9 protein-coding genes and 1 pseudogene are annotated in these 12,704 nt (G+C 40.6%); all 10 read left to right on the top strand.

The genetic code is table 11. From position 1 onward, the window contains the following. Positions 1-154: 154 nt before the first annotated feature. Positions 155-2,365, top strand: coding sequence for a DNA helicase PcrA (pcrA, locus tag GKG41_RS20175; protein WP_154261633.1), 2,211 nt, complete (start codon positions 155-157; stop codon positions 2,363-2,365). Positions 2,366-2,441: 76 nt separating this feature from the next. Beyond that, on the top strand, positions 2,442-2,669 hold the full coding sequence (locus GKG41_RS20170) for a hypothetical protein (protein WP_072848896.1): 228 nt from the start codon (positions 2,442-2,444) through the stop codon (positions 2,667-2,669). Between the two features lie 91 nt (positions 2,670-2,760). After that, positions 2,761-4,155, top strand: a complete 1,395-nt coding sequence (gene rlmD / locus GKG41_RS20165; protein WP_347563369.1) for a 23S rRNA (uracil(1939)-C(5))-methyltransferase RlmD — start codon at positions 2,761-2,763, stop codon at positions 4,153-4,155. A gap of 785 nt (positions 4,156-4,940) precedes the next feature. Continuing rightward, positions 4,941-5,165: a helix-turn-helix transcriptional regulator gene (locus GKG41_RS20160; RefSeq protein WP_154261661.1), complete on the top strand. Its 225-nt coding sequence runs from the start codon at positions 4,941-4,943 to the stop codon at positions 5,163-5,165. 52 nt (positions 5,166-5,217) lie between these two features. Further along, positions 5,218-6,348, top strand: coding sequence for a hypothetical protein (locus GKG41_RS20155; RefSeq protein WP_154261632.1), 1,131 nt, complete (start codon positions 5,218-5,220; stop codon positions 6,346-6,348). Next, positions 6,332-6,538 carry a hypothetical protein gene (locus GKG41_RS20150; protein WP_154261631.1) on the top strand — a complete coding sequence of 69 codons (207 nt, stop codon included), beginning with the start codon at positions 6,332-6,334 and terminating at the stop codon, positions 6,536-6,538. Before GKG41_RS20155 ends, GKG41_RS20150 begins: the two co-directional genes overlap by 17 nt. 23 nt (positions 6,539-6,561) lie before the next feature. After that, positions 6,562-10,338: an AAA family ATPase gene (locus GKG41_RS23655; RefSeq protein ID WP_243141080.1), complete on the top strand. Its 3,777-nt coding sequence runs from the start codon at positions 6,562-6,564 to the stop codon at positions 10,336-10,338. Between the two features lie 14 nt (positions 10,339-10,352). Beyond that, a complete protein-coding gene (locus GKG41_RS20140; protein ID WP_154261630.1) occupies positions 10,353-11,687 on the top strand; it encodes an McrC family protein in 1,335 nt (444 codons plus the stop codon). 319 nt (positions 11,688-12,006) lie between these two features. Then, positions 12,007-12,306: a helix-turn-helix transcriptional regulator gene (locus tag GKG41_RS20135; protein ID WP_347563368.1), complete on the top strand. Its 300-nt coding sequence runs from the start codon at positions 12,007-12,009 to the stop codon at positions 12,304-12,306. A gap of 58 nt (positions 12,307-12,364) precedes the next feature. Then, positions 12,365-12,704, top strand: a pseudogene (locus GKG41_RS20130) (hypothetical protein); the annotation flags it as partial.

Genomic DNA, 12,704 nt, shown 5'->3' with positions numbered 1-12,704 from the left:
GACAAAAAGCCTGGAGAATCCAAAGGATTCCCCGGGCTTTTTATCCTGCCGCAATAGGGATTCCCCGGAACTTCTGGATCTCAGGCGGGGGCTGTGCTATAATGAAAATTGCCTGTTTAGCAGGATGGATGATTAGGATAGATGGAGAATGCATATGAGTATATACGATACACTGAACAGCCAGCAGCAGGAGGCGGTTTTTCGGACAGAGGGGCCGGTGCTGATCCTGGCGGGAGCAGGTTCCGGCAAGACCAGAGTGCTGACGCACCGGATTGCGTACCTGATAGAAGAAAAGGGAGTCAACCCGTGGAATATCATGGCGATCACCTTTACCAATAAAGCTGCGGAGGAGATGCGGGACCGTGTGGACAAGCTGGTGGGCTTCGGCGCCGAGAGCGTCTGGGTGAGCACCTTTCATTCCAGCTGTGTGAGAATCCTGAGACGCTACATTGACCGCCTGGGATACAGCAATAATTTTACAATCTATGACACCGATGACCAGAAGACCCTGATGAAGGATATCTGCAAGCGGCTGAATATTGATACAAAAGTTTACAAAGAGCGGGCGATTATGAGCGCCGTCTCCTCCGCAAAGGATGAGCTTATAAGCCCTGAGGAATATGAGCTCAACACTATGGGGGATTTCGGAAAGAAAAAGATTGCCCTTGCCTACAAGGAATACCAGAAGCAGCTGAAAAAGAACAATGCTCTTGACTTTGATGATCTCATTGTAAAGACCGTGGAACTCTTCCAGGCCTGCCCCGACGTGCTGGAGTCTTACCAGGAACGGTTCCGGTATCTGATGGTGGATGAATACCAGGATACCAATACTGCACAGTTTAAGTTTGTCAGCCTTCTGGCCTCCAAATATCAGAATCTGTGCGTGGTGGGCGACGACGATCAGTCCATCTACAAATTCCGGGGCGCTAATATAGGAAATATTCTGGGCTATGAAAAGGTATTTCCCAATGCCAAGGTGATTAAACTGGAACAAAATTACCGTTCCACCCAAAATATTCTGAATTCTGCCAATGAGGTGATCCGAAACAATCTGGGACGAAAGAGCAAGACACTCTGGACGGACAACGAAGAAGGAGCGCTTCTGCATTTCAGGCAGTTTATGAACGGTTTTGAAGAGGCAGAATATATCACTGGGGATATCAGCCAAAAGGTCCGTGAGGGAGAATGCAGCTACAAAGACTGTGCTATACTATACCGGACCAATGCCCAGTCCCGTTTGTTTGAAGAAAAATTTCTCATGTCCAATATACCTTATAAAATGGTGGGAGGAGTAAACTTCTATGCCAGAAAAGAAATCAAGGATCTCCTGGCATACCTGAAAACCGTTGACAATGCCAGAGACGATATTGCCGTCAGAAGGATTATCAATGTGCCGAAACGCGGCATCGGCCTGACAACAATCACAAGGGTCCAGGATTATGCAGATGCCAATGGCATCAGCTTTTACGACGCACTGCGCACTGCGGATGAGATTCCTTCTCTGGGAAGAGGCGCGGCTAAAATTCGTCCGTTCGTCACCTTTATCCAAAGTCTCAGAAGCAAGGCAGAGTACCTCTCCGTCACAGAACTGTTGGATGATATTATAGAAGAAACCGGGTATGTAGCGGACCTTAAAGCCGAAGACACCGACGAGGCAAATGCCAGAATTGAAAATATCGATGAATTGATTACCAAGGTAGTTACCTATGAGGAGGGAACCGATACGCCCAGCCTTGGGGAATTCCTGGAGGAGGTTGCGCTGATTGCGGATATCGATACTGTGGATACGAACAGCGACAGGGTTTTGATGATGACCTTACATAGCGCAAAAGGACTGGAATTTCCTTATGTCTATATGGCGGGCATGGAGGATGGTATTTTCCCCAGCTATATGACAATTGTGGCAGACGATCCCACGGAAATCGAAGAGGAACGCCGTCTGTGCTACGTGGGAATTACCCGGGCGATGAAGGATCTTACCCTGACTTGTGCCCAGCAGCGTATGATTCGTGGCGAAACGCAGTATAATAAAGTATCACGGTTTATCCGTGAGATTCCAAGAGAACTGGTGGATATGGGACAGAGCTTCCAGGAAAGGAAGGTAAAAGATATCCCGCTGCCCTCCGGATTCCAGCAGATGCGCCAGGCCTTCAAAAGTCAGGCCTTCCAGCCCCGGCAGTTTGAAGTGAAAAAATCAGAGGGACTGAGCTACGGCGTAGGAGATACGGTAAAACACATTAAGTTCGGCGTGGGGATCGTGGAAAATATCGCAGAAGGCGGAAAGGATTACGAGGTTACCGTCAATTTTGATAAGGCAGGAGTGAAAAAAATGTTCGCTTCCTTCGCCAAACTCAAGAAAATCTAAAATTTTCAGAAATGATGGTAAAATCCCACATATGGTGGTATAATAACTCTAACGACAAGAGAGGATGGTGTATATAATGAATAAAGTGGAAGATTTTCTTGCAGCATTACAGAAAAAAGAAGAAGAAAAAAATAAAAATACGGTTCTCTGGATATTGGCAATTATAGGTGCTGTAGCAGCAGTTGCGGGAATCGCATATGCAGTATATCGTTTCTTTACACCTGATTATTTGGAAGATTTCGAAGAGGATTTTGATGATGACTTCGATGACTATTTCGAAGATGAGGATGACGAAGAAGAGTAAGATATGATAATAATAGCTCCGGTGCAGACCTGTGCCGGGGCTATCGTTCTGTCAGGAGATAATAAGATAACGAGAAGTAAGGAGAGAGTCTGTGAGAAAAGGTGATATTTGTGAAGGAATCATTGAAAAAATAGAATTTCCCAACAAGGGAGAAGTGGTAATTGACGGCCAGACCATAACCGTCAAAAATGGGATCCCGGGCCAGAAGATCCGGTTCGCCATAAATAAAAAGAGAAAGAATAAAATGGAAGGGCGTCTCCTGGAAGTGTTGGAGAAATCCCCCCTGGAAACCAGGGAGCCTGTGTGCAGTATCTTCCCTGCCTGCGGAGGCTGTATGTACCAGACCATGTCCTATGAAAATCAGCTGGAAATGAAAGAAAAACAGGTGAAAGAGCTTTTGGACGAGGCCATCCAAAAAGGGGGACAAACCGATGAAAACGGCCAGCCGGACTATGTATTTGAGGGCGTCAAAGGCAGTCCTCAGGAATTCGGCTACCGGAATAAGATGGAATTTTCCTTCGGAGATGAGTACAAAGACGGCCCTCTGTCACTCGGCCTACATAAGAAGGGGAGCACTTATGATGTTCTGACAGCTTCAGATTGTAAGCTGGTGCACGAGGACTACACCAGAATTCTAATGTGTATCCTGTCTTATTTTCAGGAGCGAACTGTGGGGTATTACAAAAAAATGCAGCATGTGGGCTATCTGCGCCACCTGCTCCTGCGCAGGGCTCAGACAACCGGTGAGATTCTGGTGAATCTGGTAACCACCAGCCAGGAAGAACACGATTTGACAGAACTTGTGGAACAAGTCCTCGGGCTTCCGCTGGAGGGCAGGATCGTGGGATTTCTGCACATTATAAACGACTCTCTGTCTGATGTGGTCCAGAGCGATGAGACCAGGATTCTGTATGGAAAGGACTATTTTTACGAAGAGATTCTGGGGCTGAAGTTCAAGGTGACACCCTTTTCCTTTTTTCAGCCCAATTCCTATGGGGCCGAAGTACTCTACCGTACAGCCCGTGAGTTTATAGGAGATACCAAGGATATGACTGTGTTTGACCTGTACAGCGGAACAGGAACAATTTCACAGATCCTCTCCCCGGTAGCCAAAGAAGTAATTGGAGTCGAGATTGTGGAAGAAGCGGTGGAGGCGGCGAAAGAAAATGCGGCGCTGAACGGCATTACCAATTGCCGGTTTATCGCCGGGGATGTGCTGAAAGTGCTGGATGAAATTGAGGAGAAGCCAGACATCATCGTACTAGACCCCCCCAGGGACGGAGTGCATCCGAAGGCCTTGAAGAAGATCATAGAGTACGGGGTGGACAGACTTGTGTATATTTCCTGTAAGCCGAGCAGTTTGGCGAGGGATTTGGAAGTGTTTTTGGAGAATGGGTATCGGGTGGAGAGATGTGGAGGGGTGGATCAATTTTGTCAGACGGTGCATGTGGAGACGGTGTGCCTTCTGTCGAGAAAAGCTCAATAAATCAAGAGTTCAGCGATTTATGAGCTGAAATATATGTGTGTTTCTGTTTCCGTAGAGTGGGTATGAGGAAATTGATATACCCCGGGGGATAGGTTGTTTGGAGGCGAAGGAGTATCTTTTGGCGTAAGTATACTCGATTAGCGAAATCAGAAGAAACAAAAAAGCATTACATTCAAGTAATCGACAAAATTTTGATTTTTTTAGCAAGGTGGTTTCGGCTGCCTTGCTATTTTTTGCAGCCAGGATAGATAACCTGGATTTGGCAGGGTGTCTGACAATGTTGTGAATACACTAGAGAGGGCGAAGAAACGCCAAGTTTACGGGATTTTTCGGGGTTTTGGTTTCTTTGAATTGAACGGAAAAAGTGGAAAATCGAAGATTATTTTACATTCCGAAGTACATTTTTACCCCCTTAAACATAAAGTTATGCCAAAAAGTTCATAGGGGAATAAAACCCTATGCCGAAACAGTCTTATTTTTTGGCGAAACTCATAAAAGGATACTCGATTGGCGAAAGGAAAAAGTGCTTATGGCATATAAAGAATATAGAGAAATGAAGGTTTATGAAGGATCTGGACATCACTATAAACTAATGCTGACCATCGTATTTAAAAGAAAGTAGTTGCAGAAATTTGGAAAAGTTAATAATTGCTGTTGCTGAACAACAGCATAAGTATTAGGATGTCCTGAGGTTACTGGGCGTTTTTTCAATGATATTGTAATGGTAAACCAAACGGTTTATAATATAAGAATAATGTAATATAGCAGAGTGGATGGAGGCAAATATGAAAACATCCGATATGATTAAAGAATTATGTAACAGAAGAAATATAAGTGTTTCAGAACTTGCCAGAAGGATTGGCCAAACACCGCAAAATTTGGGCAAGAAGCTGAAAAGAGATACGGTTTCCTTAGAAGAACTGAAACAGATCGCAGATGTAATGGGAGTAACCTTTGAGCAGTCTTTTACTTTCCCTGATGGAGACTGTATAAAAACAGGCAATGAATAATTCGCGAAAATAACAAGGGCTTATATGAAGATATGTTTAGGAGGCATTGACAATGAGTGAAAATGAAAAAGAAATAAATAAAGGTGAGATTGTTGGTGTTGAATCAAATAAGCCTTTGGTCATATTTAAAACAAAAGAAGACAGGTATGGTCAGGACATTGCTCTCATGAGTGACTTCTTTGATGGTTATGTTCAGCAGATGTCATTAGCAATAAGAGAGAAATCTGAATTGGAAATTATGACAGAACTTCCTATTGGAGATCTGGGTATTATTAATGACGTGGTTCATCAGGCCGGTGTAATCATGAAAGGGAATATTACTTTGTTGCCAGACTTTGATAACCTGCCACCGGATATTAAGTCAAAGCTTAAGAGAGGTATTTATTCCGTAGGTGAATCCAGACAGGTTGAGGATAATTTACGCGCAGTTATTGTGGATGAAGAGGGCACAAGGGTTAAGGATATTACGCTTAAGAAAGTAGTGAATAATCCAGACAATATTGATGTTGTAAGAAGTATTGGAAATCAACTGCAGATGCGTCAGATATATACAAAACTTTCTGGTATTCAGGAAATGCAGAACTATCAATTAGAAAAGGACCGAGATAGAGATATTGTTGCTCCATTCCTGGACGCAAGGATGTTAGTTCTCGAAGCTGAAACAAAAGAAAATGAGGAAGAAAGAATAAAACTTCTGAAAGAAGCGGATGGAAAAATGAGAACGGCAATTAATGCTGTGACTAGAGATATTGAAACAACTTCAAAGTGGCTTGCGAAAAGTGTGAAGAATCCATTTCATGATTTTAGTAACAAAATGGATACCTATATGGGCTACCTGACTTCCGACCTTCAGGTAGTAACAAAATACGTTGGAGTACGTATGCAGCTGCTTGAGTATGTTGGAGATAGAAAAACAGCTCAGACAGTGCTTCAGTCATATCAGCATACTATGTATGATTTCTTGACTAAGCCGGTAACAAGAAAGGGATTGTCTACAGCAGATCTGATGCAGAATTATTTCCCATATACCACAGAAAATATGAATTGCTGGTTAAAGTTCTCTGAGGAAATGACACCAGTATTAGAAACAAGTATGAAAAATCTGGAGTTGAGCATGAACAATGACCTTTCAAAAGAAGTGTACATTGTTTCTGTGGAGGATATAGATGATGAAGAAGAATAAAGTGAAGGAATGCCCATGTGGAAGAATTATAACGGATCCTAAAAATAAAACAGGACTTTGCCCTAGATGCCAGAAAAAAGCAAATGCTGCGGGAGCAGGTGTTGGCATTTTAGCATTTGGCGTAGGAGTAAAAAAATACGGCGGAAAAATTCTAGAGGGCGCTATTGATATAGCAAGAAAGATTAAGTAATTGAAACAATAGAGGTGACAAAGATGAAGCACGAATATGGACAGTTCCATTCGTGGAATATTATAGATGAAAATATAGGAATTAAGCAGAGCGACAAATCATTCTTTAATCATAAGGGTTCTGGCGTTCCTGCTGACATTTCATGGTTTTTCAATTCTGAAGATATACCAAACGGAGGCAGAAAAGAACTGATTTTTAACTTTGATGGAAAGGAATATAAAGGACATATTGAACGAGAATCCAGTGATATGGGACGAGTTCGCATATTCTGGGAATCAAAGTTAGGTGATATTTTTGCGCCTTATAACGCGGATGGAGCATACCCACAATTTCAGTTTGAAAAGGTAAGTAGAGATTATTTCAACATTACGATTTTATCGGATCATACATCTGAAATAGATGGTGGTTATAGCGTAAATGATGCAGTGTGGATAGCAACAGCTTTAATGGCTGCAGAAGTATATACAAACAATCTGAATGCTACTAAAGCGGATATGTATTTCAAGCAAGTAGATATTGTCAAGCGAGCTCAGACGCTTACTAACAAGAATGTTGATTCTGCAAGAGTATCATGGTGGGTAAATGCAGACAATGCAAAAGCCACTTGTAATTATCTTAGAGCAGATGCTGATGATTCGAAAAGAAGATTGTCAATGATGGATGAATTCGATACGAAGACTTACCCGCAGGATCTTGATTTAGAAGATGTATTTGAGATGGATGGTAGCAAAATTTCAATGGAAGAACTATTGTATTTTGTTAAAGAACAATATCCTTCCGTTATAAAAGAAGAAAAGAAATTTGTTAATCCGGACATTGATTATATAGGAGTGCTTGTATATCTGGAAAACAATTATGAAGTACCATATTCAAATCCAGATTCACCAAGTATTACTCAAGAAAAGAAAGCTGAACTTTTATCAGTAAAGCAAAAAGGTCAGGCTGCAGTTGCTGAAATGAAGAAAATGGCGCAGCAGGCAGAAATGATATACGGATTAGATAAGTGCTTGCCTAGTTCTTGGCTTGATGGATCTAATACAAAGACAAGAAAATATCTGTGGACACAGATGAAATACATGACTGATAGCGCAAATCCAGTAAGTGTTTCAATCTTTGTTGAAAAAGGAAAACAAGATAAAGCTTATTTCAGAATCAGTTTGGAAATTAAAAACGATGGTACAGATAAAGCTGGTATGGAACAGTACCATAAACATTTTGAACTTTCACAGAAACCCGGATTGGTGTATGTTGCAGGAAGTAATGAATGGGGAAACCCAGAGATTCTTGATGAAAAGCAGAGTGTGGTAATGTCTAAAGTCGCTAGTGGTGAATATAAGAAAGTTCAGATCTGTAAAGTAATTGAGCAAAAAGAAGGCGAAACAAATGATTATTACCATCAGGAAGTAATGACTGCTATTGGTGAAATTATTCCTTATTACAATCACGTACTTGGTAAGTCAAAACCTGTAGAAGAAAAAAGAGGTTGGTTACTTACATGGAATCCAGCAAACTGGACATGGGATGAATATAAAGAGTGGTGCGAAGGTACTAAAAAAGGTGAAACATACACTATTTCATGGACATGCAATAGTAAACAGCCGCAAATAGGTGACGATGTTTTCTTAATGAAAACGGGTGCTCAACCACGTGGCGTAATAGGTCATGGACGCGTTGTTACAGATTCATATGAAGGTCCACATTATGATGCGGACAAAGCTGCGGAAGGAGTTACCGCTAATCATATTGATGTTGAATATGACTGGATTCAGAATTGTGATAAAGGTGAAAAAATCTTGTTGCAGGATGATTTGAAAGAAAAGCATCCGCAGCAGACATGGAGCCCAATGGGTTCTGGAATAGAAATTAAAGAGCCAATTTTAACTATGTTAAAAGAGGAATGGTATGAACTTACTTCAATTAGTGAGTATTGGCCGTCGCGAGCAGAATATAATCCAGGCATTTCTAAAGATGACTGGATTGAAATGTTGCTTAATGCTGATATAACTAACGAAGCCATTTTAACGATGCTGTTTAGAATGTTGGAGCTTGGTGGCGAAAGCACCTGTGCAAATTTAGCAGAATGCTATGGTGGAGTTGTCAATGCATATAACATCTGGGGAAGAACTCTTGGAGAACGAGTACATAAAGCGACAGGATGTCCACTTTGTAAAGACGAAGATAGAGAACGTTTTTATACGATACCGTTTGTTGGAAGAAACGTTTTAGAACGAGGACATGACAGATATTCATGGAAACTTAGGGCTGAACTTAAGGAGGCTTTGGAAAGCGATATGTTAATAGATGCTAAGAGCAAAATAAAGGCATTTAGAGAAGGAAAGAATAATCCAGAATATGCAAAGAACATGATTTTATACGGTCCTCCAGGAACCGGTAAAACTTATGCGACTGCAGTCTATGCAGTAGCAATTATAGAAAATAAAACAATTGACGAAATAAAAGATGAATCATACGATGTTGTCTTTGAAAGATATAACCAGTATAAAGAGGATGGCTTAGTTGCTTTTACCACATTCCATCAGTCTTATGGCTACGAAGAATTCATTGAAGGTATTAAACCTGTTGTTGGAGAAGGGGAAGACGGCATTGGATATACTATTGAAGATGGTGTGTTTAAGGCTTTCTGTGAAGGCACTAAGATGCCGGAGAATAAGATTGTTGACCACAATGCAAAGATCTGGAAAGTGGTATTACAGTCTGGAAATCTTGTATCTGCAAATACTGTAAAGTTTGAATGCTTCAATGAAGGCAAGATTATGTACGACTGGAAAACGAAAGAAGAACATGCTGGAACATATGCATTCAGTCAGATTGCTCATTTCCAAGAAAAAGTGAACATTGGTGATATCGTTGTTACATATGCTGGTTCTGGTACAGATATTGATGCAATTGGTATTGTTACTGGAGATGCTGAGTACGACGAGAAAAAGACAAGCTTCAGATGGAGTCGAACTGTTGAATGGTTAGAAATCAACAAGGTTAGAAATATTAAAGAACTTAATGGAAATAAGTACTTAGATAATGATCAGCTTCAGCGCTTAAAGAGAGTAAGCATTGCTGAGTTATTGAAATTAGTAGAACCACAGGCGTTTACACCAAATGATAAAAACTACGTATTTATCATTGATGAAATTAACCGTGGTAATATTTCTAAGATCTTTGGTGAACTTATCACGCTTATCGAAGATACAAAGAGAGCTGGAATGGATGAAGAAGCAGCGGCAGTTCTTCCTTACTCAGGACAGCCATTCAGTGTTCCATCTAATGTTTATATCCTTGGAACGATGAATACGGCAGACCGATCTATTGCGCTTATGGATACAGCACTTAGACGTCGTTTTGAGTTTGTTGAAATGATGCCGGACGCAGATGTCCTTCGCAAGATGGGTGCTGACAAGGTGGAAGACCTTGATGTTGCAGCAATGCTTGAAAAGATTAATGAACGAATTACGTTTTTATATGATAGAGAACATACAATTGGACATGCTTTCTTTACAAAGCTTGCCAAGAAACCAACTGTGGATACACTGAAGTCAATTTTTGAGAAATCAGTGATTCCACTTCTTCAGGAATACTTCTACGAAGATTACCAGAAGATTCAGCTTGTTTTAGGCGATAACGGCAAGAGTAATGATACACATAAATTTATTCTTGATAGTGATGTTAAGGTAAAAGATATCTTCAAGGGTAGCGTTGATGATGTGATCGACTTACCGGAGAAGAAGTATACTATCAATCCGGAGGCATTTTCGAATATTGATAGCTATAAGGAAATTATCTAAGAAATGGTGATGACATGGGTATACTATTAGAGGTAAGAGAATTTGATGTAATTACCGGAAATTCAGATTATAAAGACGATGACAATTTCAAATACCTGCACAAGGATGCTTTTGCTGATCTGGTTGAGTTTATCCATGAATTCGCTGGAAATGAAGAAAATGCAGATGCATTAGACTTCATGCGTGTAGGATACAAAAGGAATGTTGGAGATACCATTACAATTAAAAATTATGTTGGCCTGATTCAAATGAAAAACGGTCATCAGATACAAGTGCTTCCTAAAATCAGTTTTGGTGATGGTGAAGACCAGGGAAATGTTAAGACTAAGAAAACATTTCTGAAGATGCTCTGTAGCATGAAAGATTTCCCAAGTAAAGTATTTAATGATGCTTCACTGAAAGTGGATAAAATGAATCTGTATGAGATATTCATTAACATGTACTTGCAGGAAGTGAGGCAGCTTGTAAAACATGGGATTAAGTCGGCTTATGTGCAGCAAGAAGATAATCTCAGATACTATAAAGGTAAATTTCAGGTAAGTAAGCACATCAGAGAGAACATGGCGCATGCGGAGAGATTCTATGTAGCGTATGATGAATTTCATCCAAACAGGGCGGAAAACAAACTGGTGAAGGCTACATTGATGAAGCTGCAGAAATTAACTGGCAGTGCTGAAAACTCTAAGGTGATTCGACAGCTGCTTACTGCATTTGAAATGGTGGCTCCATCTGTGAATTATCAGAAGGATTTTGCAAAGGTTAGTATAGATAGAAATACAAGTGATTATAAGATGCTTATGCAGTGGTCAAAGGTGTTTCTTATGAATAAGAGTTTTACAACGTTTTCTGGTAAGGATCGGTCAAGAGCATTGCTTTTCCCGATGGAAAGCGTATATGAAAGCTATGTGGCACAGAACATGAAGAAGGTAATGGAGACAGATGGTTGGAATGTTTCAACACAGGACAAAGGACATTACCTGTTCATGGAGCCTAGAAAACAGTTCTCACTTCGTCCGGATATTGTTCTTGAAAAAGAGGGCAGAATCATTGTTATGGATACGAAGTGGAAGAAGCTGATCAACAATGAGAGAAAAAATTATGGAATCTCTCAGGCGGACATGTATCAGATGTATGCGTACTCGAAAAAGTATGAAACGTCAGAGATATGGCTGCTTTACCCAGTAAACGATGAAATGAAAAATCATGAAGATATATGCTTTGATTCCGGAGATGGAACAACTGTGAATGTATTCTTCGTGGATGTGGAGAATATAGAAGAGAGCCTTATCCAATTGAGAGAAAGAATAAGTGTGGGTGAACCATTTCATTTGGATTCGGTTGACATGTAATTATAAAGGCGGCAGTTATGCCTCCTTTATAATTATTTAGGATGGTGTTCATCACAGGAAAAGGTAAAAAGTTCGACAATCATTGAATTGTGTGATAAGATTAAAAAAAAGCAAAGGGAATTTGGATGATTGGACGATATGCTAACCGAACTGGAAAATGCTTTTTAAGTCCTTATTTTTTTAATCAAATAGTCAAATAAATTGGAGTAGTTTACTAAAGTAATATCGGTCTAATAAAACTTCTGGTAAGAGGGTAAAATAAAGTTACTAATATCAGAAGAGAGGTGTATATTACTTGTGTCCAGAAGAGTATATTGCGATGCGTATAAAAGAGTTGTGTGAACAGCGTGGTATGACAAAGTACCGTCTGTCGCAGAAAACGGGAATATCGCAGACTGCATTATCAAACATGATTGCACAAAAACACGCTCCAACCATTTCAACGTTACAGAAGATATGCGATGCATTTGGAATAACTCTGGCACAGTTTTTCGTAAGAGATGCATCAAGAAATAATTTGACTGATTTGCAGAAAGAAATATTAGATACTTGGGATGGATTGGACGAAAAAGAACAGGAAATCATGATTTCATTTGTTCGTAGTCTTAAAAGAAAGTAGAACAGTTCGAAAGTGTAAGAGCTTCGGACTGTTCTTTTTTTATGAAAAGAGGAATGTTATGGGAAGGAAATTTATTGTATTATTAGTGGCAATAATGCTGTGCCTTTCGGGATGTGCGAATGCAGAAGGAGCCACGGTTGAAGAGGAAAAAGATTACAGAGTGCATTATACGTCAGAGGTTTCTGAAGAGGAGTGCTGTATTTGCGGAGAGAATGACCGCAGCATGATGGGGTATTATAGAAAATCCGGCATGATTGGATTGGTCTGTTTAAATGCGATGAGCATCAGCAGTTTGGATGTAAGACCATATTCGAATGATGGTGCAGTCGGCGGACTCCAACGGACGGTTTTGCGGAGCAAAACGGACGCGATGCGGAGCGAGCGGACTAACCTATTAT

It is taken from the genome of Lactonifactor sp. BIOML-A5, from assembly GCF_009677585.1.
GTDB lineage: Bacteria > Bacillota > Clostridia > Lachnospirales > Lachnospiraceae > Lactonifactor.
The sequence above is the reverse complement of the archived record's forward strand: the minus strand, read 5'-3'. Positions and strand labels throughout refer to the sequence as shown.